We start from the raw sequence: 25,228 nt of genomic DNA on the forward strand, positions 1-25,228 counted from the left end.
ATCGAGAGTCAAGCTTTTTTTTTCGCTTATCTTTTCAGATTCTCTCGCTGACTACGTTGTGCCTGTTGGCTTGTCACCGCGTTTTGCGTTGACTCATCGTGGGTCAGTGGATGCGCATTATAGGGAGCTAAAAAAATCCCGCAACCCTTTTTTTGCATTTTTTTTTCGCTTGCTCAGCTTTCCAGCAAATTTAACTTAGATAGCTAGTTTTTGCAGCGAAATGAACCCTTCCGCCGCTAAAACAGGTTGTAACTCTTGGACTATTTCCTCCATAAGGAGGCAATATGCAAAATCTTTTTCTTCCGTAGGAATAATTTCGGCCTGATTATTGACCAACCAAACCGTTCTTCTCGCTATTGCTGAGCCTGAATCAATAAATCTTGTACCATTTGGCAAGACTTCCTCTAGTTCTTCTATTAATAGAGGAAAATGAGTACAACCCAATATAACAGTATCAGGGGGCTCAGGCATTCTGATCCAGGGCTTAACAGCTTGAATCACTTCCGCTAAGGGTATTTTTTCACCGTGAAGCTTTCTTTCTGCGAGTTGTACGAGTTCGGCAGAACCCAATGAAACGACTTTGCAGTCTGTCGCAAAGCGTTCTATCAGTTCCTTAGTATATTCACGATTAACCGTACCTTTTGTTGCTAGCAAACCCACGACACCATTGCGGGTCAGTTTAGTTGCGGGCTTAATCGCAGGAACGACACCAACGACAGGGAAACTGAAATGTGCCCTGAGATTAGGTAAGCTCACCGTACTTGCGGTGTTACAAGCAATAATAGCAATAGTCAGTGCATGTTTTTTCGCGATGGCATTAACGATTTGATAAACCCTATCGATAATAAACTCTTCACTTTTTTCGCCATACGGAAAAGCTTCGTTATCGAATGCATATATATAGTGTGCATTCGGAAGAAGCTTTTTGACTTCACGATAAACAGATAACCCGCCCACTCCTGAGTCAAACACAAGAATGGTCGGGCGAATAGATAGGTTGTTATTAGAAGTTGTAGCTTCCTGTAAGGAAATATTCTCTTCCAGCGGTGCGATAACCATATGCGGTCTCATAGTCTTTATCGAACATATTGGCTATTTTACCACGAATTGTTAAATGTGAAGTGATCGGATATGCAGCTGTGATATCCCATAGACTAACGCCGCCTAACTTTAATCGTTGCGAGCTACCATTATCATAGTATGCAGTGTCATAGCGAGAACCTATGTATTGATAAGTGACCCCCATATCTACACTATAAATAGGCCAGTCGAGTTGATACTTAACTTGTTGTTTTGCCCTACGAGCTAACACTTCATTAGTATCTTTATTTCGAGGGTCTACATATTGATAAGTTAATTGATGATGGAAAATACCTGTCTCTAATTCCCCAACCCATTCTATTCCTTTGATTTCAGCTTTCCCTATGTTTTCATAAGTGCTGATTGGATTTCCTGATTTGAATGCAATCAAGTTATCAATGTCATTACGGTAAGCATTTAGTTGCCAAAATAAAAGTCCCGTTGTGCCTTCTAAACCAATTTCCCACTGCTTGCTTTCTTCAGGCTTTAGGTCTGGATTTCCTTTTGTGTTCCAAGCGGGGTTATCTACATACAGCTGGTTTAAATTAGGCGCTTTGTAGGCTGTCGCATAAGATCCAATTAGCTTGTAACCATCATAAAATTCCCAAGCTAAACCTGATTGCCATGTGGTGTGCCAATCAAATTCGGAATGATGGTCGGATCGAACAGCAGCCTCTGCAGTCACTGAGTCAATAAATGCATATTGTCCTGTTATATAAATGCCCGTGTTGTTAACCGTTTCTTTTTTACTTGTCATTGTATAACCACCGGGTTCAATACTTTGACGTTGGTAATCAAGGCCTGCACTGATATTGCCTTTATCTAAGTGATAGTTGTTACCCCACTGAAGATTATATTGCTTTGACTCATCAAGATTTGAATATGAACCATACTGCCCATACCTAGGATCAAAATTGTAATCTTTTACGCGGCTATAACTTCCCATTAAGGATGTGGAGTACTTATCTTGGTGATACTTCACTCCTGCTTCATAGGTACGGCTATATAGCTTTCTTGTATCAACAAGATAGTTATTACCGTTTGAATAATCCTTACTGTAATAGCCATCATAACTGGTTCGATTGTCGTACCCATAAGCACGTGCGTAAGCTAATATTTCAGAAGATAATTGATGCTCAATCCCTAACCATAAAGTTTTACTGAGAAAACCATCTTTATCAGGTTGTGGATGCCCACCTGTATTTCCTCTAGCCTCCACATCAAATCCTGTTGTATGCGTATAAGCACCTGCCGCAGTAACTGTTGTGTTCTCACCTATTTTTTGTTGAGTAGAACCATTATAGTTTTGGTAGCCATAAGAACCGACTCCAGCATTTAGTGTTGTACCGTCATTGTCGCGACGAGTAATAATATTAACAACTCCACCCACTGCATCGGACCCATAAACAGCCGATCTCGCTCCTCGAATAAATTCAATTCGTTGTACTAAAGAAATAGGAATTTGGCTGAGGTCAGAAGATCCTGAAATACCAGCTTGATTTAATCGAACACCATCAATTAAAACTAATACATGTCGAGATTCAGTTCCTCTAATAAAAAGAGAACTTAATTGCCCAACCCCACCATTTTGGGCAACATCCACACCCGGCAGGCGTCTTAGAACATCAATCACGGTATTTGACTGCCAGTGATCAATTTCATCCCGTGTAACCACAGTAATAGGAGCGAGTACAGATGAAATAGGCTGTTCAAAACGGTTTGCAGTTACCACCATTTCATCAGATTGATTATTTGCATTTGCCAGAGAAGAAATACCACACAGCACTGCCACTGTAGCGGCCGATAACGGTAGCAACTTTTTATTATTCATTATGATAATACCCGGAAATCAATTTAATTAAGATTCCGCGAGGTTGGATATTAGATTCGCGCCAATATTCAACTAAGCGATAAAGTTGTGGCAGGTCTTCGGACTTAGAGGAATCCAATTATCTTTCAAAGAGTAGATATGTTGACTAGATTAAGCTGACTGACATATTTCTATATACTCAGGACTACCGTCACTGCCTACTTTCTTAGGCCTTGAATGATTTTATGGATATTTCGATATTTAGAAGCGACTTCCCATCTATTTGACAGTGTCATAGGCTTTCTTAATCCTCATTACCGCTGCGCGTCAGTCTCGGACTTTCACCGAGTTCCCTATTTTTTATTCAGACCACAACGTTATTATCCTAATGGGATTTAATTTTAGTGTCTATGGATGCAGAATCAAAACTGGACATCTGTACCGCTTGCCCTACAATTTCGCCCCTACAAATGCAATTTTTTACTGTTTTATGTTTATAGGGCCATATTGATGCACACTGAACACTATGAACTGCAACTTGCAGAAAAAGTAGAACGCTTGAAAAACATGATGGCCCCTTATGCGGCACCTGAACCAGAAGTATTCGAGTCTCCTGAATCTCATTACCGCATGCGTGCAGAATTTAGACTATGGCATGAAGGTGATGACTTGTTTCACATCATGTTTGATAAAAAAACGAAAGAACGCATTCGTATCGATCAATTTCCTGTCGCCAGCCAGCTCATTAATAATATCATGATAGAAATATTGCCTTTAATTAAGCAAAGTGAGCTATTACGCCATAAATTATTTCAAATTGATTATCTTTCAACACTCAGTAATAAATTAATTGTTTCTTTGCTTTACCATAAAAAATTAGGTGAAGAGTGGGCGGAAGAAGCTAAGCAATTAAAAGCAACGTTAGTTACCAAAGGTTTTGACCTACAACTTATTGGCCGTGCTTCAAAAACTAAAATCATGTTCGATAATGATTTTGTCGATGAAGTGTTGCCAATAAATGGCCGAGATATGATTTATCGCCAAGTCGAAAATAGCTTTACTCAACCTAATGCTCACGTAAATATAAAAATGTTGGAATGGGCAATAGCTGCAACGCAAGGCGCAACAGGTGATTTATTGGAACTTTATTGTGGAAATGGAAATTTTTCGTTGGCATTAGCGCAAAATTTCAATCATGTTTTGGCTACAGAGATAGCTAAGCCATCTGTTGCAGCTGCACAATACAATATCTCAGCGAATAAAATCGATAATGTGCAGATTATCCGAATGTCAGCAGAGGATTTTACACAGGCTATGCGCGGTATTCGTGAATTTAGACGATTAGAAGGTATTAATCTTGCCGATTATCAATGTAATACGATTTTTGTCGATCCGCCGCGTAGTGGGTTAGATGATAAAACCGTTCAATTGGTACAAGCATATGACAATATTCTTTATATATCCTGTAATCCAGAAACCTTGTGCGATAATTTGTCAGTCTTGAATGAAACCCACAAAGTCGAAAAACTCGCACTATTTGACCAGTTCCCGTATACCCATCATATGGAAAGTGGGGTTTTACTCACCCGCCGTTAATGCATTCTGCTTTTCTTGATAATACTACCGCCCTAAAAAACACTAACGCCGCTATTTTGACAACGCGGCGTTTTTATTTGGTAGATGTTGAGACTAACTAAACTTCAGCTTCAGCTTCATTCTCAGCCGCAAGTTCTAATTGCTCTTTTTTGCGCGCTTTCCAACTGGTATAAAGCCACAATGCAAGAATAACAATAATGGTTGCAGGGATAAAGTTAGAACCCACATCAGGATGTTGAACACGTAAAATTGCAGAGTAAGCAAAGAGCCCTAAAAAGAAATTACCCACCACAAACTTAGGTAAACCGATCGGCATTGCATGATTCAAGTAGCGTTGATGTAAGCAATAAACAGCTAATACCAAGCTAATGATTGGAAATATGGAAAATTCTACTAAGGAGTTAAACAGAGCAGAAAAAGTTCCGTGAGTCGATAAGCCTACTACCAATGCAAGTAGTAGTGTGCTTTTCTCATAGCGATTGTATTCCGTCATTTTTTCTCCTTTATTATTTAGTGAGATCAGGATTAGTTCGGTTTTGTTTTTCTTGTTCACGGCGGTACCAGTAATATGCACCTTTTGCGATCATACGCAGCTGTAGCACTAACCGTTCTTCAAGGTACTGCCTTTTTTCTTCATCGATATCAAGAGCTTCAGCGCCTGCACTAAAAACGATCGTGACCATTGACTCTGCTTGCATTTCAGTGAAATGCCGCGGCATACGACTTTCTTGCTCTAGGTAGTCCGCCAGTTCTGCAATGAAATGCTGGATTTCACGAGCTACCGCTGCACGAAATTCCGCTGAAGTTCCAGAACGCTCACGCAATAATAACCTAAAGGCGTTGGGGTTATTACCAATAAACTCCATAAAAGTCGATATTGACGTTCGGATCACACTACCGCCTTTGGCGATACGCTGTCTCGCTTGGCGCATAAGTTGGCGTAGCATTAAGCCGCTTTCGTCAACCATTGTCAGCCCAAGCTCGTCAACATCTTTAAAGTGACGATAAAATGAGGTCGGAGCGATACCAGCCTCCCGCGCAACTTCGCGTAAGCTAAGGCTCGTGAAACTGCGTTCGGCACTTAATTGGCTAAATGCGGCTTCGATGAGCGAACGACGTGTTTTTTCTTTTTGTTTTGCTCTAACGCCAATAATATTACTCACGGTAATCCTGATTTCTATGTCATTAAACGGTAATTAATATATCAAAATTATGAAATTACATTGTGAATGTTTCTTCCCTAGCATACCTGAAATTTATCGAACTGTTTGAGAGAAAAAGCGATTAAGTTTACAGATTGTCTTTTTTCAGAATTAAGCCAATCATTTTTACTATGCTTTTGTTTATTGGCTGGCTACCAGCAATACAGCATCCCCCATCTCGTGCCACATTTCAATTTATAAATAAATGAAAAATAATTTACGCTATGTATTTCGGATTGTGACAAGGCGATAAAGTGAGCTAATCCTTAGGAGCATACATAAGTATGTGACTTGAATAGCTAAATTCATGTCAACAGCGACACTTCTTGAAGTATGACGAGTAAATAACCAACTGATATGCTACCATCTTGGGGTCATTTTGTTTTAGAGCAGGTCTTACCTTATGCAACACATCCATTTTGATGCAATTGTTATTGGTTCCGGGCCGGGTGGTGAAGGTGCCGCCATGGGACTCGTGAAACAAGGAAAAAACGTCGCCGTCATAGAACGCTATGAAAGTGTCGGTGGTGGCTGTACCCACTGGGGAACTATCCCTTCCAAAGCACTCCGTCATGCTGTTAGCCGAATTATCGAATTCAACCAAAATCCACTCTACAGCGATAATTCCCGATCTTTACACTCATCCTTCGCTGAAATTCTTAAGCATGCTGAAAGCGTGATTAGCCAACAAACACGTATGCGCCAAGGCTTTTATGAGCGTAATGGCTGCCAAATGTTTTCTGGTGAAGCAACCTTTATCGATGAACAACATCTTAGTGTGCGTTATCCTGATGGTAGTTGTGATGTTCTCAGCGCAGATAAAATCGTTATTGCAACGGGATCTCGTCCTTATTCCCCATCTGATGTTGATTTCAATCATTCACGCATTTACAACAGCGATACTATCCTCAACTTAACCCACGAACCACGCCATGTGATCATATATGGTGCAGGTGTTATTGGTTGTGAATATGCCTCAATCTTTCGTGGATTAAGTGTCAAAGTTGATTTAATCAACACACGTGACCACTTACTTGCCTTTTTAGATCAAGAAATGTCAGACGCGCTCTCTTATCACTTCTGGAATAGCGGTGTTGTTATTCGCCATAACGAAGAATATGAAAAAATTGAAGGCGTCGAAGATGGTGTAATTGTTCACCTTAAATCGGGTAAAAAAGTCAAAGCTGACTGTTTACTCTACGCAAATGGACGGACAGGTAATACCGATAAGCTAGGTTTAGCCAATGTCGGCATTGAAGCTGACAGTCGAGGGCTTATCAAGGTTGATAAAGCTTATCGTACTACCAATGAGCATATCTACGCTGTTGGAGATGTCATCGGTTATCCGAGCCTTGCATCAGCAGCATATGACCAAGGCCGTATCGCCGCTCGTGCAATCGCTAACGATTTAGGTAATGCGCACTTAGTTGAAGATATACCGACTGGTATTTATACCATTCCTGAAATTAGCTCTGTTGGTAAAACTGAGCAGCAATTAACAGCGATGAAAATACCTTATGAGGTCGGTCGTGCTCAGTTTAAGCATTTAGCGCGCGCGCAAATTGCGGGCATGAATGTCGGCAGTCTGAAAATTTTATTCCACCGTGAAACATTGCAGATTTTAGGCATTCACTGTTTCGGGGAAAGAGCGGCTGAGATTATTCATATCGGCCAAGCTATCATGGAACAAAAAGGGGAAGGAAATACAATTGAGTATTTTGTGAATACGACATTCAACTACCCAACGATGGCTGAAGCATTTCGTGTCGCAGCACTAAATGGTTTAAATCGACTATTTTAGTCACCACGCATAGTGATCGCCGGAATAATCCGGCAATCACTATTAAATCAATTCACTTTATTACTGTAATAGCTATTCATTAAATTATAAATGGCTCCAGCAAGTTGCTGATAGCGGCCACGTAATGGTGATCCTGGGCGATAAGCTAACACTACTGAGCGCTTCGGCTCTGGATTAATACACTTCAAATAACAAACACCATCACGATACCTTTCACTTGGCACAGCCAAATCAGGTAATAGCGTAATACCACTTCCTGCTGCCACCATATTTCTCAGTGTTTCTAAGCTTGTTGCACGGAAATGAGTATCTTCTTTTGCTCCAGCTTGAAAACAAAAGCCCATTGCTTGATCACGAAGACAATGGCCATCCTCCAGCATTAGCAATTTTTCACCCGATAATTCGGCCATTTCGATAGTATCTCGGTCATGCCATGAGTGACCTTCATAAATAGCTAACTTCATTGGTTCTTCAAATAATGGCTCGATAATAAAAGGGTCTGTCTCTTTCACTTGCGCTAAAATTGCACAATCTAACTTACCGCTATCCAACTGGGCGAGTAACTGTTGGGTTTGTTCTTCGTGCAGGTAAATTTCAAGCTTAGGAAATAATTTGTGTAATTCCGGAATAATAAGTGGTAATAAGTAAGGTGCAATCGTAGGAATTAACCCAATATGCAATGGGCCTGACATACTCTCACCTTGTAACGCAGCCATTTCTTGTAATACTTTAATTTCCCGTAGAATTGTTCTTGCTTGTTCAACAAGAAGTAACCCTTGTTGAGTGAATAAAACCTTACGGCTGGTTCTCTCCAACAACATAACACCAAGCTCTTCCTCTAACTTACGGATTTGGCCACTCAGTGTTGGCTGACTCACATGACAAGAATCAGCTGCTCGGCGAAAATGTTTATGCTCAGCCAATGCAACTAAATATTCCAAATCGCGAATGTTCATTTTTTAAGCCTTTTTAATATGAATTGCCAATCAGTATAACAGATACCTAATGCTTATAACTATCAAACAGCATTAATTCGTTCACTTTATCTGCATTTTTTATATTTTACACTTTCATTTTTTATATTTTACACTTTATTGAAACCTATAATAAATAACATGTAAAAACCATGTAAAGACAATAAAATCAATAAATTATAATTACATTGATAATGGTCATGGTATTAATCTTTCAAATGATTTAATCAAAATAGTGCACTATGTCATCAACAATGAATATTGATGATGACATAGTGCAAATAAAACCAGAGATACGACCAATCATAACCGCGAGGAATTCTTCACCATTCGATAGTTGAGAATACGCAATTCAGTCTTTTGATAATTTGAAGATACCCAAAATAATTCGAGTATTGTGTGAGCTCCTCGCAAAGCTAATCCTATAAAAAGTTAAGCTTTCGAGTAATTGAATACGGCGCTATACCTATAACACACGTGAGATGACTTGATATATTGCAGATGTATACCGAAACAGGGCAGATATCATCATGGCGTGGGAGAATCCCACACCATGTTTAACATTATAATCCTAAGCGTGCTTTAGCGTCAGCAATCGCCTTTAATACTTGATTCTTCGATACACCGCCTTTCGCTAAGCGCTTATCTAGACATGACTGCAATGATAGAATTTCATAAACATCTAGCTGGATCGTATTGCTAAATTTTTGTAAATCACTCAGAGCCATCTCTTCGAGCGCTTTACCTTGGCTAATTGCTGTTACCACTGCTTCGCCAACAATATGATGGGCCTCTCTAAATGGAACGCCTTTTGCCACTAAGTAATCAGCAAGTTCTGTCGCGTTTGCATAGCCTTGTTTTGCAGCTTCTTCACAGCGACTATTACGGATTTGAATACCATCAAGCACAAGTACGGCCATATGCATACAGTCTAACCAGGTATCCAATGCATCAAACAAGCCTTCTTTGTCTTCTTGCATATCTTTATTATAAGCAAGTGGCAAGCCTTTCAAGGTCATCATCATGCCAGTTAATGCGCCTTGAACACGACCACATTTTCCACGAATAAGTTCTAATGCATCTGGGTTTTTCTTTTGTGGCATCAATGAAGAACCTGAGGTTACTTTATCTGAAAGCTCAACAAAACCGGCCTCACCGCTATTAAAGAAAATTAAATCTTCTGCAAAACGAGATAAATGCACCATACCAATGCTCGCATCAGATAACAGCTCTAATACATGATCTCTGTCTGAAACGGTATCTAAACTATTACGAGTTGCTGATGCAAAACCTAACCAAGAAGCTAGCTGCTCGCGATCAATATCGTAAGCGGTTCCGGCTAAAGCGCCACAACCTAATGGACTAACATCAAGGCGTTTTAAGGTATCTTGTAGACGACTTTCATCACGCGCTAACATTTCGCTGTAAGCCAAACACCAGTGAGCAAATGTCACAGGTTGTGCACGTTGCAAATGGGTATAGCCTGGCATCACTGCATCTTGGTTATTTTCAGCTGTTACTACCAAAGCTTTTTGTAACTCAGTAACCGCTTCTAATAACAACACAACTTGGTCTTTACACCATAATTTCAAATCCGTTGCCACTTGGTCATTACGGCTACGACCCGTGTGCAATTTTTTACCCAGATCACCTACTTTATCAATCAGTTTTCCTTCAACCCAGCTATGGATATCCTCGGCATCACTTTGTAGAATAATTTCTGGGTTGTCTTGAACTTCTTTCAACAAACTATTCAGCGCTTGCTCTAGAGATTGTTGTTCACTGTCCGATAGCACTCCAACTGTGACCAACGCTTTTGACCATGCAACCGAACCAATAATGTCCTGTTGCGCTAAGCGGTAATCAAAACGCAATGAATCATTAAATTGCTTAAACCGCTTATCGGCTTCTTGACTAAAACGTCCACCCCAAAGTGCCATAACTGATCCCTATCTGATTGATAAAATAAATTTTGCTCCCGGCAGCTAATCGCTGCCGGGGGTCGTACGCTAACAATAATACTTATGCTTTGTTTTGCTCTTTTAACGCACGGATACGCGAAGAAAGAGAGTACAAACGAATAAAGCCACCAGCATGGCTGTGATCATAAACGTCATCTTCACCGAAAGTTGCAAACTCTTCAGAGTATAGGCTGTTGTCTGCTTTTTTCTGGATAGCGGTCACTTGACCTTTATACAGTTCCAGCACAACTTCACCTGTCACATCTTGCGCTAAAGATTCTGCTGCGGCTTGCAGTGAATGACGCAAAGGTGCAAACCAACGTCCGTCATAGACGACATAAGACATCTCAAGACCTAACTGCTCACGCCATTTAAAGCTATCACGGTCAAGAACGAGTTGCTCCACGCCACGCAGTGCTGCCATCATGATGGTACCACCTGGGGTTTCGTAGCAGCCACGAGATTTCATACCCACTAAACGGTTTTCTACGATATCAATACGTCCTACACCATGTTTTGCACCCAATACGTTCAATGTATCAAGGCAACCTAATGGAGAGAGTGCGTTACCATTTACAGAAACAACTTCACCATGTTTAACACCGACTGTGACTAGTTCAGCTTCATCTGGTGCATTTTTAGGATCAACCGTCCACACCCAACAATCTTGGTTTGCTGCATTCCATGTGCTTTCAAGTACCCCACCTTCGGTAGAGATGTGCCATGCGTTCTCATCACGGCTATAGATTTTTTCAAGGCTTGCCGTTGTTGGAATATTACGCTCTTTCAGATAATCCAATAATGCTTCACGTGAACGTAAATCCCACTCACGCCATGGTGCAACCACTTTTAGTTGTGGAGCTAATGCAGTATAAGTGCTTTCGAAACGGACTTGGTCATTTCCTTTACCAGTTGCGCCATGAGCCACTGCATCTGCACCGACTTTCAGTGCAATTTCAACTTGCGCTTTAGCGATAATAGGACGAGCCATTGATGTACCCAGTAGGTAGCTACCTTCATACAGAGCACCTGTTTTCAATACTGGGTAGATATAGTCTTTGATAAACTCTTCACGTAAATCAACGACATAACATTCAGATGCACCTGATTGTAGTGCTTTTTGCTCTACACCAACTAAATCTTCTCTGTCTTGGCCTACATCCGCGACAAATGCAATCACTTCACAATCATCATAGTTTTCTTTCAACCATGGAATAATTGCTGATGTATCTAGACCACCTGAGTATGCTAATACAATTTTTTTAATGCCCTTTTTCATAACTTACCTATCCCAATTCTGCTTAATTAATGAGTTCATTTGTACGGTGTCGGCACTGCCGACCAAGCGCATCATGATTATGATGCTAAAATTCTAGTGCCTATCGCTGTGCCATTGAACAGCGCAGGTAATTGATCAGCATGACGCCAGCTTGCAATATCTACAGGACGCTGGAGTGTTGCAGCAGCGTCTAGCGCAGCATTGACTTTCACTATCATGCCATCGGTAATAATGCCCTGTTCAATCAGCTTTTGCGCTTTTACTGTTGTCATTTCGTCAATTTTTTGGCCTTTACCATCAAGGATGCCGCTCACATCTGATAACAACACTAAATCTGCATTTAATACTTGTGCAATTGCAGTTGCTGCTTGGTCTGCATTCACATTCATCAATAAACCATCTTCAGTGACGCCAATTGAACTAATGATAGGTAAATAACCCGCCCCAAGTAGAAGTTGCAATAATTTTGCGTCACCCGGCTTTGCATTTCCGACATGACCAAGCTCGTCATTCAATTGAGTCACAACAGCACTTTGCCCATCACCTAATGATAATCCAACGGCTTGTAACTGGTATTTGGTCGCCCATGCCAATAATGTTTTGTTAGCCGTTCCTGCTAGTGCACCCGTGATAATGTCTATTTGATCAGCAGGTGTCACACGAAGCCCCTGTTTTTTGACAACAGGTAATTGCAGTTTCTGCATTAATTCATCAACTAAACAGCCACCACCATGCACGATCACCAATGGTCTTTGATGAGACTGACGATAGGTCTGTAATGCCGTAAACAATCTTTCAAGCGCTTCTTCACTATCGAGTAACACACCACCCAATTTAATCACTAATGGTTGCACGGGATTTATCCTTAATAAGTTCATTGACCATGATGGCACTAAAGTAATGATTGTGTTTCGTTAAAATCGAAACGAATGTTCATGCACTGCACCGCTTGTGCAGCTGCGCCTTTTAATAAGTTATCTTCTGTACCGACCAAAATCAGATGTTCGCCTTTTAATACAAAGCCGATATCACAAAATGGTGTGCCGACAACAGCTTTCAGCGCAGGGACGCCTTTATCATATAAACGCACTAATGGCTTATGTTGATAAGCATCTTTGAATGTTTGACGTATTTGCTCATCCGTTACACCTGACTTCACTTTACAGGTGATAGTTGCCAAGATCCCACGAGCAAAGTTACCTAAGTGTGGGGTAAAAATAACTTCTCTACCTAAATGAGTCGCGATTTCAGGCTGGTGGCGATGAGTGAAGATGCCATAAGGTTGTAAACTTACCTCGCAAAAACTGCTCGTCATTGATGCCTTACGACCTGCACCAGAAACACCACTGGTTGCATTAATCACGGGCCACATTTGCTCATCAAGCAAGTTTGCTTCAATAAGTGGTTTAAGCGCCAATTGAGAAACAGTTGGGTAACACCCAGGTACTGCAATGAGCTGCGCTTGGCGAATTTTATCAGCCTGCCACTCAGCAAGACCGTAAACCGCTTGATTTAGCCATTTAGTATTTGTATGTTCGAAGCCGTAATATTGTGGGTAGAAATCTGCTTCTTGAACACGATAAGCGCCAGAAAGATCGAATACGACACACCCAGCCTCTAGAAATTGAGGCGCGATGTCATGACTGACTTCATGTGCTGTCGCAAGAAAGACAACATCAATACCTTGTGCCGCAGCAGCAACATCCGTTAATGGTTGCACAGGAATATCGATAATTCCTTTATACTGGGGATGTAAATCGGAAAAGCTTTTGCCTGCATCAGCACTTTGTGCTGAAACCATCAATCCCTGAAGGTTTATTTCAGGATGACGTTGCAAATAAGCTGCCAATTCTGCTCCAGTATAGCCACTGGCCCCGATAATGAGTGTGTTCAACATAAGCTTTCTACCTTGTACTCGTGACCTAAAAAGTTTAATGTGTATTTTTATTCAAATAAAGTGCATGAATATTGATACTATTAAGGATAAAGGCTGTCAACAGTGAATATTAAATTACCTGCATTTATTGAGATTTATCGTCAATTAATTGCCACTCCATCGATTAGTGCGATAGATTCGCAACTCGATCAGAGTAATAAAGCATTAGTTGAGTTGCTTGGCGGATGGCTAGAAACACTTGGATTTACGGTAAATATTCAGCCCGTACCGGATACTCGTGATAAATACAACTTGTTAGCATCGATCGGTGAAGGTAGCGGGGGTTTAATGCTCTGCGGTCATACCGATACTGTGCCATTTGATGAAGGGCGTTGGAGCAAAAATCCTTTCACACTCACCGAACACGATGGCAGGCTGTATGGTTTGGGGACTGCCGATATGAAAGGTTTCTTTGCCTTCATTGTTGATGCATTACGTGATATCGATACTCGCAAACTGACCCGTCCACTGCATATACTCGCAACTGCGGATGAAGAAACCTCAATGGCTGGTGCGCGTTACTTTGCAGCAAGCACGCATTTACGCCCTGACTTTGCTATTATCGGTGAGCCAACCTCATTACAGCCTATCCGTGCCCATAAAGGACATCTCTCGAATGCCATTCGTATTACTGGGCAGTCAGGGCACTCTAGTGACCCATCACGAGGTGTTAATGCCATCGAATTGATGCATGAATCAATTTCACACTTAATGGTACTGCGTAATACATTAAAGGAACGTTATAACAACCCTGCCTTTATGATCCCCTATCCTACAATGAATTTTGGTCATATTAATGGCGGTGATGCGGCTAACCGCATTTGCGGGTGTTGTGAGTTACATATGGATATTCGGCCACTTCCAGGGCTGACATTGCAAGATTTAGATGAGTTATTAAATGAAGCTCTCGAACCTGTTAGTGCGAAATGGCCGGGTCGCTTATCCATTGAATCAATGCACCCTCCGATTCCAGGATATGAATGCCCAACTGACCATAAAATGGTCGCGGTAATTGAACAGTTACTTGGGCAAAAAGCCGATACCGTAAACTACTGTACTGAAGCACCGTTTATTCAGGAACTCTGCCCGACGCTCGTATTGGGACCCGGCTCTATTGAACAGGCTCATCAGCCAGATGAATATATCGATATGAAATTTATTGAGCCAACTCGTGAGCTGATTAGTCAACTCATTGAGCATTTTTGTCTCACTGAATAAAAATGCGCTTTGTGTAAGATATAAATAGTTCGAGTTGCATCTTGGTGATAAGTAAATGAACACCATCAACAGGGATGCAACTTGAAATATCACCCGCATATTAGATACACCTCCCTGTATAAATATCTTCTCTTCTTGAATACCTATCACATATCTAAGTGAATTTTTCTCCTGTTACTCCTGAAGAACTCTCAATCGTTTATTTAATTTAAGTCTTGACTCTCTATAAATATTTAGTAATCTCTATTTAGACGTCTAAACGTATAGGCGTATATATGGACATAGTAATATACCGATAAATCCATAGTCTTGTTAATAGATCTAAAGTTATGAGGTGCAGGATATGAGTTTTTTTCACGCAAATCACCGCGAGGCACTTAATCAAAATCTAGCCGAGCTAGATGGGCAAATTAATGTCTCTTTTGAATTCTTCCCACCGCGTACTGAAGAGATGGAACAGACTCTCTGGAAATCTATTGATCGACTAAAAACCCTCAAACCAAAGTTTGTCTCTGTTACCTATGGTGCGAATTCAGGTGAACGCGATAGAACTCATACCATCATTAAAGACATTAAAGATAAGACAGGTTTGCTTGCTGCACCGCATTTAACCTGCATTGATGCAACCCGTGATGAACTCAGAGAAATTGCTCGTGACTACTGGAATAGCGGTATTCGCCAAATCGTTGCATTACGAGGTGACTTACCAAATAGCAGCAAAAAACCGGATATGTATGCGACTGATTTAGTTGAATTACTCAAAACGGAAGCAGACTTTGATATTTCAGTTGCGGCTTACCCAGAAGTACACCCTGAAGCAAAAAGCGCACAAGCAGACTTAATTAGTTTGAAAAAGAAAATTGATGCAGGCGCAAACCGGGCTATTACGCAATTTTTCTTTGATGTAGAAGGTTACTTGCGCTTTCGTGATCGCTGCGTTTCAACTGGAATCGATGTAGAAATTGTTCCCGGTATTTTACCTGTCTCGAATTTCCGCCAGTTAGAACGCTTTGCCAAAATGACCAATGTGCGTATTCCTTCATGGATGAGCAAGATGTATGAAGGGCTAGATAATGACCCAGAAAGCCGCAACTTAGTCGGAGCATCTATCGCTATGGACATGGTGAAGATACTCAGCCGAGAAGGTGTAAAAGATTTTCATTTTTACACTCTGAATCGCTCCGAGCTAACTTATGCTATCTGTCATACATTGGGCGTTAGACCATAAATCACTATTGACGTATCGAAACAAAACCCGCTATCACAAGATCTCAGTAAGGCGGGTTTATTTGGTTAAATTATTATTTCCTTCCAGATATACTACTGCCACCGAATGCTCACCATCCCCCCATTTAAACTGCCGTGACTCGGAGAAGAGAGTAATAAACCATCTTATTGCTCATTGTGACAGATTAATAATAGTTAACTTATGGAACGTGACAATAATAAAGATTATACATCGCTAAAACTAGTCAGATATTGCTCCATCAATAAGCGATTGATACTGAAATATTATAATGAAATTTCCGTATACACGTTCAATATACTTAAAAATCACATTACAAAAAAATCAATTTAAATAGAATTCTATTGATGTAAAAAATCAATTTAAAGATCATGATATATTACAATATTCCTAATAAAGTTAATAACCAAACTTTAATTATCTTATTATGTCTATCACTATGTTACCAATGATAAACAGAAATACCTAATGTTAACCAACTGAAATAAAATTAATATTAAAGTTAAAAGCCAAAAACATAACCAACTGAATTATAATAAAAATATCATCACATTGAAATTAAAAAACCCATTTAAAATATACCAAAATCGCACATAAACACATCTAAATTAGACAATCAATTTAAAATTTAAATTATTTTTTGGTCAAATTTGATTGTATGGTTTATATTTAAAAGGAACTTTCATATTAACGCCGATAATTAACACATCGTTATTAAGGACTTTAAGATATGAGTAAGAATTCATTGACACCAAATTATAGTGAACTGGATGATGTTTACGCTTCACTCGACTTATCTCAGTCATTACCAAAAACTCAATTTCCACAAAAAGAACGGGACCCACGTAATGTTTTTAGCGCTGTACGTGATGAATTAATGCTTGATGGTAATTCAAGGCAAAATTTAGCAACTTTTTGTCAAACTTGGGTTGATGAAGAAATTCGTGAATTAATGGATCTCTCTATCGATAAAAATATGATCGATAAAGATGAATATCCACAAACAGCAGAGATCGAAAACCGCTGTGTGCATATGATTGCTGACCTTTGGCATTCACCCGATGCAGAAAACACTCTCGGCTGTTCAACTATTGGCTCATCAGAAGCAGCTATGTTAGGTGGATTAGCATTAAAATGGCAATGGCGCAAAAAACAAGCCGCTAAAGGCAAACCAACAGATAAACCAAATTTAATTTGCGGTCCTGTACAAGTCTGTTGGCATAAATTTGCTCGCTATTTTGATGTCGAATTACGCGAAATTCCACTTGAAGGCGATCGTCTCATCATGAGCCCAGAAGAAGTGCTTAAACGTGTTGATGAGAACACCATTGGGGTTGTCCCCACTCTTGGTGTGACATTCACTTGCCAATATGAACCCGTAAAAGCAGTCCATGAAGCTCTAGACAAACTCCAAAAAGAAACGGGGTTAGATATACCTATTCACGTTGATGGTGCTAGTGGTGGTTTTCTCGCACCATTCTGTGCTCCAGATTTAGAATGGGACTTCAGTTTACCGCGCGTTAAATCTATCAACTCTTCAGGCCATAAATTTGGTTTGGCGCCACTTGGTGCAGGTTGGGTAATTTGGCGTGAAGCGAAAGATTTACCTGAAGAACTTATTTTCAATGTGAATTATTTAGGCGGCAATATGCCGACATTTGCCCTGAACTTTTCACGTCCTGGCGGCCAAATCATCGCGCAGTATTACAACTTCCTACGCCTTGGTCGTGAAGGCTATACAAAAATTCATAATTCTTGTTATGCAACCGCACAATACCTTGCGCGTGAAATCGAAAAATTAGGTCCTTTTGAAATGCTCTTCGATGGCGATAGCCAAAAAGGTATCCCTGCCCTTGCATGGAAACTTAAAGATGGCGCCAAAAGTAATTATTCACTCTACGACATTGCGGATAAACTACGCAGTCGCGGTTGGCAAGTACCAGCTTACTCTATGCCAGCAAACCGTGAAGACTTGGTTGTACAGCGTATTCTTGTTCGCCATGGTGTCAGCTTAGATCTCGCGGCCTTATTGATTGAAGATTTCAAACGTACCTTAGCCTATTTCGATAAACATCCAGTCAGCAAACCACTATCTGAAGAAGAAGGTGGTGGTTTCAATCATAGCTAATTTTTTATATCAATAAATCAGTCAGAGGTATCGAAAACCTCTGGCTGGTCTATGTATCAGTATCATACTGATTAATTTAGCTAAACGTACTTCAGGAGAACGCGTATGGCGACGACAGCAACGGCCCCAGCAGCTAAACAGCTGACCTTACTGGGCTTTTTTGCGATCACTGCGTCCATGGTAATGGCGGTGTATGAATATCCGACATTCGCAACCTCGGGCTTCAGTTTAGTTTTCTTCTTATTACTAGGCGGTTTGTTATGGTTTATTCCTGTTGCGCTCTGTGCTGCTGAAATGGCAACTGTAGAGGGCTGGGAAGAAGGTGGTGTTTTTGCTTGGGTATCCAATACATTAGGTGAACGTTGGGGATTTGCTGCTATTTCATTTGGCTATCTACAAATTGCCGTCGGCTTTATCCCTATGCTCTATTTCGTATTAGGGGCGCTATCTTACATTCTGAATTGGCCAGAATTGAATACTGACCCAATTATTAAAACTATTGCTGCTTTAATTATTTTATGGGCTTTAGCATTTACCCAGTTTGGTGGTACAAAATATACCGCGACCATTGCTAAAGTGGGCTTCTTTGCCGGTATCTTATTGCCTGCATTGATTCTTGCAGGATTAGCAATTAGCTATCTAGCGAGTGGTGCGCCACTGGCAATTGAAATGAGTGCATCAACATTTTTTCCTGATTTTACACAGATTGGGACTCTTGTTGTCTTCGTGGCCTTTATATTGAGTTACATGGGTGTAGAAGCATCAGCAACACACGTCAATGAAATGAAAAACCCGGGTAGAGATTACCCTGTGGCAATGTTTTTATTGATGATAGCCGCGATTTGTTTGAGTTCGATTGGTGGGTTATCTGTTGCATCTGTCATTCCAAATAGTGAAATAAACCTTTCTGCTGGTGTCGTTCAAACCTTCAATGTGTTAGTCCTACATTTCAATTCGACATTTGAGTGGGCAGTGCGCATTATTGCTGCATTACTGTTACTTGGTGTCCTAGCAGAGATTGCCTCTTGGATTGTCGGTCCTTCTCGAGGAATGTATGTTGCGGCACAAAAAGGCATACTCCCTAAAGCCTTTGCTAAAGTTAACAAAAACGGCGTACCTACCACACTAGTCATTTCTCAGTTATTGATTACGACTGTGGCAATCATTGTGCTAACAAATACGGGTGGTGGCGGTAATATGTCATTCCTTATCGCGTTAGCGCTGACTGTTGTCATTTATTTATGTAGCTATTTCATGTTGTTCTTAGGCTATATCCACTTAATTCGTAAACAACCTGAGAAAAAACGTGCTTTCAAAATTCCGGGTAGTAAAGGTTTCAAATTAGCGGTTGCTTCGGCAGGTTTGATTATCTCTATTCTGGCATTTATTGTATCGTTTTTCCCACCAAGTTCTTTACCGAGTGGAGGAAGTGATGAGACTTATGTCACTCTGCTTGCGGTAAGTTTTATCATTATTTTCTTACTGCCATTTGTTGTCTATGCATTCCATGATAAACGCGGTAAAACAACCAACGTATCATTGGTGCATATCAAAACACACAATGCTCCAGCTAATCACTTCTTTATTCATCCACGTGCGCGTTCGCCCTATCATCTTGTTCATGATGATAAACAAGCCGATACCGTAGCAGGTAAACACAAGACTGAAAAATAACTCATTTAGTGTCTTAAGCAATAAAGGCTGCCAAATTGGCAGCCTTTCTTTTTATCACCACGCCTCAAAATACATCCCATAAGTGACTGTCTACATAGCTCTGAACAATCGATTTTGGCATGACTCAATTCTATTTTTTTAAACACAGCATTTTTTTGTAATCCCTGTGTTAAAAGCGAGCATAAACGGATGAAAATAAATAAAAACAAACATGCTGATATGCTTTTGATTATGCACGCTTCTGACTGATTACGATGAGTTTGAGTCAGAGAGACCAGTAATATTGAGGGAGATCTGTCAACATAACACCGCGATTGATTGCAAACCAGATGAATGGCGCAAAATTATTGAGGTTAATTTAAAAGGCATTTTCTTTGTTGCCCGAGTATTCGCGTCAACTCAATTAGTCCTGGATATATCAGAACTGAGATGACCGCAACTGTGAGACAAGATTGGCAAGATGAGTGGATTAATATGATCCCATTCAAACGCATGGGAACGTCAGAAGAATTAGCAGGCGCAGTTATTTATTTACTATCTGATGCGGCAAGTTATACCTCAGGTGCTGATATCATCATTGATGGATGCTTCACTGTCGTCTAATCCAGATAAATAAAAAATACGCCATGGTTAATTTAATACTGGCGTATTTTTATTCGCTATTTTAGATGAGATAACAATCAAGACTCTCACACTGAAATAGATATCTCATCAGAAAAAAATCCGCGATATTAAAATCAATATCGCGGATTTTCGTCTATCAAGAGGCCAGTTTCTCTTGGGTTAAGATTAGCCGGCCTTTGTTAAATACTTTTTAGCCCGTATTACGCATACCTGCCGCAACACCAGCAATTGTCACCATCAACGCTTGCTCAACACGCGGATCCGCTTGCTCTTGTTGACGTGAACGGTGCAACAATTCAGCTTGCAATACGTTTAATGGATCAGTGTAGACATTCCTCAAGGCAATCGACTCTGCAATCCAAGGCAAATCAGCCATTAACGCTTCATCTTTAGATACCGCCAGCACACTCTTGATATCTTCTGAAAGCTGCTCACGCAATTTTAGACCTAATGGCCACAGACGCTCTTCAACCAAGCGATGGTCATAATATTCCGCCAACCATAAATCTGCCTTTGCATAAACCATCTCTAACATCGCAATACGCGTGTTAAAGAATGGCCATTGTTGCCACATTTCATCCAATACCGCTTGTTTACCTTCTTTCCCAATAACATGTTTCAATGCAGCACCTGCGCCTAACCATGCTGGTAACATTAAACGGTTTTGTGTCCATGCAAAAATCCATGGAATGGCGCGCAATGTTTCAACACCACCGGTTGGGCGACGTTTTGCAGGTCGAGAGCCTAACGGTAGTTTTGCTAATTCCAATTCAGGTGTTGCCGCACGGAAGTAAGGTACAAAGTCAGGTTGTTCGCGAACATAATCGCGATACATATCACAAGAGACCTCTGACAATGAATCCATCACTGATTTCCACTCTTGTTTCGGCTCTGGCGGTGGAAGTAAGTTCGCCTCTAAAATCGCACTGGCATATAACGCTAAACTGCTAATAGCGACTTGTGGCAAACCAAATTTAAAGCGGATCATCTCGCCTTGTTCCGTCACACGCAGGCCACCTTTCAAACTTCCCGGTGGTTGAGACAGTAATGCAGAATGCGCTGGTGCACCACCGCGACCAATTGTGCCGCCGCGACCATGGAATAACGTTAACGTCACACCTTCTTTATCACATAATTTGATCAGGGCATCTTGAGCGCGATATTGTGCCCATGATGCAGCCATCACACCCGCATCTTTCGCTGAGTCAGAATAACCAATCATCACCATTTGGCGAGAATCAATCAGTTCGCGATACCACTCGATGCTCAATAATTTTTTCATCACACTTTCAGCGTTATTTAAATCTTCGAGTGTTTCAAATAGTGGAGCGACTGGTAAGCGGATACATGCGCCAGCTTCTTTTAGTAGTAACTTAACAGCAAGTACATCAGATGGTACTTTTGCCATTGAGATCACATATGCTGCAACTGAATCATTTTTAGATTCGGCAATCACCCGACATGTTTCAAAAACTTCTTCCGTTTCTGGACTTGGTTGCCAGTTACGTGGTGTTAGCGGACGGCGAGATTGTAACTCAGTCAATAAGAACTCTTGTTTTTCATCTTCCGACCAAGCCGCATAGTCACCTAAACCGAGGTATTGCGTTAACTCAGATAATGCTTCCGTATGGCGAGTGCTTTCTTGGCGCACATCGATACGCACCAGTTGTAAGCCAAAACTGCGTATACGACGCAATGTATCAAGCAGTTGACCATTCGCAATAATCGTCATCCCACAAGCGGTTAATGACTGGTAACAGGCATACAACGGATCCCACAATTGTGCGTTATCAGTCAGTAAATCAGCAGGAGGTAGTACTTGCTCGCCTTTTACGCGAGCTTCTAAATATTCCAACGTTGAATATAGCTGGCCGCGGAGGTTTTTAGCTATTTGACGATAAGGTTCATCGACTTCATCACCACCCGCAAGTGCGCGTAATTCTGGGGTAGCTTCAGTCATTGATAGTTCAGAAACGAGGATCTGAATATCTTTTAAAAATAGATCCGCAGCTTTCCAGCGGCTGAGCAGTAATGCATGGCGGGTGACTTCTGCGGTCACATTTGGATTGCCATCACGATCTCCCCCCATCCATGATGTAAAGCGGATAGGATTCGCTTCAACAGGCAACATGATCCCAACGGACTCTTCTAATTGCTCGTTAAATTCACGCAGAAAAGCAGGCACACCTTCCCACAATGAATTTTCAACAACAGCAAAGCCCCACTTAGCTTCATCAATTGGTGTTGGACGTATTTTGCGGATCTCATCCGTGTGCCATGACTGTGCAACAAGTTGACGCAAGCGACGCATAATATTGTTACGTTCATAATCTGCAATATCATCATGATCGAGCTGAGATAAACAGGTATTTACCTCAACCAATTTATGGATCAAGGTACGACGTGCGATCTCAGTTGGGTGAGCAGTTAGCACTAGCTCGATCGACAGTTGTTCGACGGCTTTATGGATATCGCCATTGGTGAAATTCTTATCTTTTAAACGACTAAACAGATTTTTGAGCGCAACCGGATTACTCGCGGCTTCACCATGAGGTGAAATGCTGTGATATTGCTCTGCAACGTTTGTCAGATTTAAAAATTGGTTAAATGCTCTTGCGACGGGTAATAGCTCATCATTAGAGAGATTTTGCAGCGTCATTAATAGCTTTTGACGTTGCACTTCATTGCCTGCACGGGATGATTTTGAAAGCTTACGAATAGATTCAACTTTATCGAGGATATCCTCCCCTAAAGCTTCCTTGATTGTGTCGCCAAGTAGCTTACCCAACATACTAACATTACTGCGCATTGCGGAATATTGCTGATTCATGAGACTCCTGACCTTGTGCTTAGGCAGAATGCCGTACCCTTATCTAGAACCCATCATAATTCAAGTCGTGTCGTTGTTGACTTCATTAGCTCTAGCGTTTTTTATCGATGTAGCTTCACTTGCCGCTTAGATGCATCTTGAATTTATTTGGGTGTAGCTAACAGTTAACAAACTGCAATTCAAATATCCTGTAATTAAATTTCAGCCTACTGCGATGGAGTTGTTGTTTTGTGATACAGCAGCCAAATTTTACCCTTGTGTCTATATAGATATCAGAAAAAAAACAATTTGGGGGATTTTTCTGAAATTTAATTACAGCCCTATTTTTATTAGTTTTGCTTATTTAAGTATTGTTTCAGCGCAATATATTGTCGATTCAGCGCTTTCAAGACATGAATATTGCTTAAGAATTAAATCATCAGAATAAAAGTACAAAAAGTAGTTAACTGAGTGATGCCTTTTTGCCATTTGAACTATTTATTCTCGTCATTAAACTCTTTAGCTTTAGCGTTATTTCACCATATCAGATTCTATTCTCATCTTTTACTCGATGTATGACCATTTACCAATAGTACAAAAATTGGGCTTTTACCAATCAGTAAGCGAAACCCGCGCAAATGCTCGTATATTGGTGCTTAGGATATCCAATCTTTATAGAGGTGAATGGCTGCTCACTAGATAACACAAAAAACTCAGTAATTTAATTAAACAATTAGAAAAGTGACTAAATAAAAACACCCATTATGATTCTGTGCATTATCATTCATTTACTGAAGTATCATTAAATAACGGAATATCCTCTATATTTACGATGATTTTGACGAAAACAAAACAATTAAATATCATTAATTATATTTATGATACTCTTCATTCATTCTCATAAAACTTGGTAACAATAAAAATAAAATTAAAAAAATGAAGAGGCATTGATGATAAAAAAATCCTAAGTGTGTTAATAACATCATTCTTAGTTAACGTTACCGTTAAAGCCGATATTACAGCTCCAATTATTTATCTTGATAATGCGATTCCTACCGTATCGTTGAATATTAATGGAAAAGAAATTAATAAAATCGCAATTGATACTGGAGCATCCAGTGCTCTCTATATATCTCCATCCCTTTTTGATTCAATTTTTTTTGAGCAAAGCCCTCGTTAGATCCAGTGATATTTTTGGTACAGAAAGCTCTTCTATAGCAGCGAAAGAAACCAATATTATTGTTAACGGCAAGAAGATTTTCTCAGTTGATATTGAGGTTTTTAAACCTTGGGGAAATGGGATGGTAGATGATAAAGGCATACCTATCATCAATGGGGTATTAGGTCTGGGGATTATCAAAAATAAAATACTGATTATCAATTACATATCGAAGATGCTGACAATAGCCGATGATTTTAACTCTCTTCCAGAGAGCTACCATTGGAAAACCATCCCCTTTACTCGAACTGAGAACGGAATAGAACTTAATATCTCTTCTGCTGATGATAAGAAAGTCTATCGTATGCTTATTGATACAGGTGCAAGCCATACGCTACTGTTTACTCGTTCAAAAGTTGGATGTGTTGAGCTTTCTCTAGCTTGCCCTAAAAAAAACCTGATTACTCCGGATGGGAATAAACTCTCCGCTCTTCTTTTTTTTATTGATGATAACCGAATAAATTTTGATGGGCTGCTAGGTGAAGATTTTTTTTCTAACAAAATTATTGTCATATCAAATGATAAGCTATTAATTAGCTTAAATAATAAGCTTAATTAAAAATTATAATGACAGTTGATGTGAGAGTTAGACGACTAACCGCTTTACATATTTATCAAATAATTGGAATTTAAATCATGTCACAATAATTTAATCTTGCATATGGTTAGAA

Annotated in this window: 19 protein-coding genes and 1 riboswitch; of the genes, 9 read left to right on the forward strand and 10 right to left on the reverse strand. The window is 40.3% G+C overall.

The window, feature by feature from the left end:
* On the forward strand, window positions 1–199 hold a 199-nt coding region (locus OOA_RS20950; protein ID WP_008913524.1), incomplete at its 5' end, for a hypothetical protein.
* Here OOA_RS20950 and murI read toward each other — a convergent pair.
* Together murI and btuB are read right to left on the reverse strand one after the other, a co-directional pair.
* Entirely contained in the window at window positions 196–1,059 is an 864-nt protein-coding gene (gene murI, locus OOA_RS17625) for a glutamate racemase (RefSeq protein WP_008913525.1), read from the reverse strand. The two genes, OOA_RS20950 and murI, sit on opposite strands and share 4 nt — an antisense overlap.
* Window positions 1,004–2,911, reverse strand: coding sequence for a TonB-dependent vitamin B12 receptor BtuB (gene btuB / locus OOA_RS17630; RefSeq protein ID WP_008913526.1), 1,908 nt, complete (start codon window positions 2,909–2,911; stop codon window positions 1,004–1,006). The genes murI and btuB overlap by 56 nt, the downstream gene beginning before the upstream one ends.
* Window positions 2,912–2,983: 72 nt before the next feature.
* A riboswitch (cobalamin riboswitch) is annotated at window positions 2,984–3,279 on the reverse strand.
* Between the two features lie 121 nt (window positions 3,280–3,400).
* On the opposite strand from btuB, the gene trmA reads away from it, so the two are divergent.
* Window positions 3,401–4,486 (forward strand): tRNA (uridine(54)-C5)-methyltransferase TrmA, encoded by a 1,086-nt coding sequence (gene trmA, locus OOA_RS17635; RefSeq protein WP_008913527.1) that lies wholly within the window; start codon window positions 3,401–3,403, stop codon window positions 4,484–4,486.
* 97 nt (window positions 4,487–4,583) lie between these two features.
* Here the strand turns inward: trmA and OOA_RS17640 are convergent, their stop codons facing one another.
* The gene (locus OOA_RS17640; RefSeq protein WP_008913528.1) at window positions 4,584–4,979 is read right to left on the reverse strand and encodes a YijD family membrane protein; all 396 of its coding nucleotides are present in this window, start codon (window positions 4,977–4,979) and stop codon (window positions 4,584–4,586) included.
* Window positions 4,980–4,992: 13 nt separating this feature from the next.
* Window positions 4,993–5,649 carry an HTH-type transcriptional repressor FabR gene (gene fabR, locus OOA_RS17645; RefSeq protein WP_008913529.1) on the reverse strand — a complete coding sequence of 219 codons (657 nt, stop codon included), beginning with the start codon at window positions 5,647–5,649 and terminating at the stop codon, window positions 4,993–4,995.
* A 442-nt stretch (window positions 5,650–6,091) separates the two neighbouring features.
* On the opposite strand from fabR, the gene sthA reads away from it, so the two are divergent.
* Entirely contained in the window at window positions 6,092–7,489 is a 1,398-nt protein-coding gene (sthA, locus tag OOA_RS17650) for a Si-specific NAD(P)(+) transhydrogenase (protein WP_008913530.1), read from the forward strand.
* 47 nt (window positions 7,490–7,536) lie between these two features.
* Here the strand turns inward: sthA and oxyR are convergent, their stop codons facing one another.
* From oxyR to argC, 5 genes are all read right to left on the reverse strand, one after another.
* Entirely contained in the window at window positions 7,537–8,445 is a 909-nt protein-coding gene (gene oxyR / locus OOA_RS17655; RefSeq protein WP_008913531.1) for a DNA-binding transcriptional regulator OxyR, read from the reverse strand.
* 581 nt (window positions 8,446–9,026) lie between these two features.
* Window positions 9,027–10,403, reverse strand: coding sequence for an argininosuccinate lyase (gene argH, locus OOA_RS17660; protein ID WP_008913532.1), 1,377 nt, complete (start codon window positions 10,401–10,403; stop codon window positions 9,027–9,029).
* An 82-nt stretch (window positions 10,404–10,485) separates the two neighbouring features.
* The gene (locus OOA_RS17665) at window positions 10,486–11,703 is read right to left on the reverse strand and encodes an argininosuccinate synthase (protein ID WP_008913533.1); all 1,218 of its coding nucleotides are present in this window, start codon (window positions 11,701–11,703) and stop codon (window positions 10,486–10,488) included.
* A gap of 77 nt (window positions 11,704–11,780) precedes the next feature.
* Complete coding sequence (argB, locus tag OOA_RS17670; protein ID WP_008913534.1) at window positions 11,781–12,557, reverse strand: acetylglutamate kinase; 777 nt, start codon at window positions 12,555–12,557, stop codon at window positions 11,781–11,783.
* Window positions 12,558–12,595: 38 nt separating this feature from the next.
* Window positions 12,596–13,600 (reverse strand): N-acetyl-gamma-glutamyl-phosphate reductase, encoded by a 1,005-nt coding sequence (argC, locus tag OOA_RS17675; protein ID WP_008913535.1) that lies wholly within the window; start codon window positions 13,598–13,600, stop codon window positions 12,596–12,598.
* A gap of 102 nt (window positions 13,601–13,702) precedes the next feature.
* Between argC and argE the strand changes: the two genes are divergently transcribed.
* The 5 genes from argE (at window position 13,703) to OOA_RS20185 (ending at window position 20,508) form a co-directional block, all read left to right on the forward strand.
* Window positions 13,703–14,857 carry an acetylornithine deacetylase gene (argE, locus tag OOA_RS17680; protein ID WP_008913536.1) on the forward strand — a complete coding sequence of 385 codons (1,155 nt, stop codon included), beginning with the start codon at window positions 13,703–13,705 and terminating at the stop codon, window positions 14,855–14,857.
* Between the two features lie 343 nt (window positions 14,858–15,200).
* Window positions 15,201–16,085, forward strand: coding sequence for a methylenetetrahydrofolate reductase (gene metF, locus OOA_RS17685; protein ID WP_008913537.1), 885 nt, complete (start codon window positions 15,201–15,203; stop codon window positions 16,083–16,085).
* Between the two features lie 748 nt (window positions 16,086–16,833).
* Window positions 16,834–18,231, forward strand: a complete 1,398-nt coding sequence (gad, locus tag OOA_RS17690; protein WP_008913538.1) for a glutamate decarboxylase — start codon at window positions 16,834–16,836, stop codon at window positions 18,229–18,231.
* A gap of 105 nt (window positions 18,232–18,336) precedes the next feature.
* Window positions 18,337–19,905 (forward strand): glutamate/gamma-aminobutyrate antiporter, encoded by a 1,569-nt coding sequence (gene gadC, locus OOA_RS17695; protein ID WP_008913539.1) that lies wholly within the window; start codon window positions 18,337–18,339, stop codon window positions 19,903–19,905.
* A 387-nt stretch (window positions 19,906–20,292) separates the two neighbouring features.
* Window positions 20,293–20,508: an SDR family oxidoreductase gene (locus OOA_RS20185; RefSeq protein ID WP_269078057.1), complete on the forward strand. Its 216-nt coding sequence runs from the start codon at window positions 20,293–20,295 to the stop codon at window positions 20,506–20,508.
* A gap of 211 nt (window positions 20,509–20,719) precedes the next feature.
* On the opposite strand, the gene ppc is transcribed toward OOA_RS20185, so the two are convergent.
* Entirely contained in the window at window positions 20,720–23,359 is a 2,640-nt protein-coding gene (ppc, locus tag OOA_RS17700) for a phosphoenolpyruvate carboxylase (RefSeq protein WP_008913541.1), read from the reverse strand.
* A gap of 1,052 nt (window positions 23,360–24,411) precedes the next feature.
* Here ppc and OOA_RS17705 point away from each other — a divergent pair.
* On the forward strand, window positions 24,412–25,116 hold the full coding sequence (locus tag OOA_RS17705) for a hypothetical protein (protein ID WP_236611269.1): 705 nt from the start codon (window positions 24,412–24,414) through the stop codon (window positions 25,114–25,116).
* Window positions 25,117–25,228: the final 112 nt, after the last annotated feature.

Origin of the sequence: Providencia burhodogranariea DSM 19968 (genome assembly GCF_000314855.2) — a bacterium.
Taxonomy (GTDB): domain Bacteria; phylum Pseudomonadota; class Gammaproteobacteria; order Enterobacterales; family Enterobacteriaceae; genus Providencia; species Providencia burhodogranariea.

Excerpts from the sequence above, each read along its gene's own strand:
- OOA_RS17705 (WP_236611269.1), top strand. The coding sequence starts at position 24,412 with ATGGAAAAGAAATTAATAAAATCGCAATTGATACTGGAGCATCCAGTG.
- murI (WP_008913525.1), bottom strand. The coding sequence starts at position 1,059 with ATGGTTATCGCACCGCTGGAAGAGAATATTTCCTTACAGGAAGCTACA.
- btuB (WP_008913526.1), bottom strand. The coding sequence starts at position 2,911 with ATGAATAATAAAAAGTTGCTACCGTTATCGGCCGCTACAGTGGCAGTG.
- gadC (WP_008913539.1), top strand. The coding sequence starts at position 18,337 with ATGGCGACGACAGCAACGGCCCCAGCAGCTAAACAGCTGACCTTACTG.
- argH (WP_008913532.1), bottom strand. The coding sequence starts at position 10,403 with ATGGCACTTTGGGGTGGACGTTTTAGTCAAGAAGCCGATAAGCGGTTT.
- OOA_RS17665 (WP_008913533.1), bottom strand. The coding sequence starts at position 11,703 with ATGAAAAAGGGCATTAAAAAAATTGTATTAGCATACTCAGGTGGTCTA.
- sthA (WP_008913530.1), top strand. The coding sequence starts at position 6,092 with ATGCAACACATCCATTTTGATGCAATTGTTATTGGTTCCGGGCCGGGT.
- argC (WP_008913535.1), bottom strand. The coding sequence starts at position 13,600 with ATGTTGAACACACTCATTATCGGGGCCAGTGGCTATACTGGAGCAGAA.
- gad (WP_008913538.1), top strand. The coding sequence starts at position 16,834 with ATGAGTAAGAATTCATTGACACCAAATTATAGTGAACTGGATGATGTT.
- metF (WP_008913537.1), top strand. The coding sequence starts at position 15,201 with ATGAGTTTTTTTCACGCAAATCACCGCGAGGCACTTAATCAAAATCTA.
- trmA (WP_008913527.1), top strand. The coding sequence starts at position 3,401 with ATGCACACTGAACACTATGAACTGCAACTTGCAGAAAAAGTAGAACGC.
- oxyR (WP_008913531.1), bottom strand. The coding sequence starts at position 8,445 with ATGAACATTCGCGATTTGGAATATTTAGTTGCATTGGCTGAGCATAAA.
- OOA_RS17640 (WP_008913528.1), bottom strand. The coding sequence starts at position 4,979 with ATGACGGAATACAATCGCTATGAGAAAAGCACACTACTACTTGCATTG.
- ppc (WP_008913541.1), bottom strand. The coding sequence starts at position 23,359 with ATGAATCAGCAATATTCCGCAATGCGCAGTAATGTTAGTATGTTGGGT.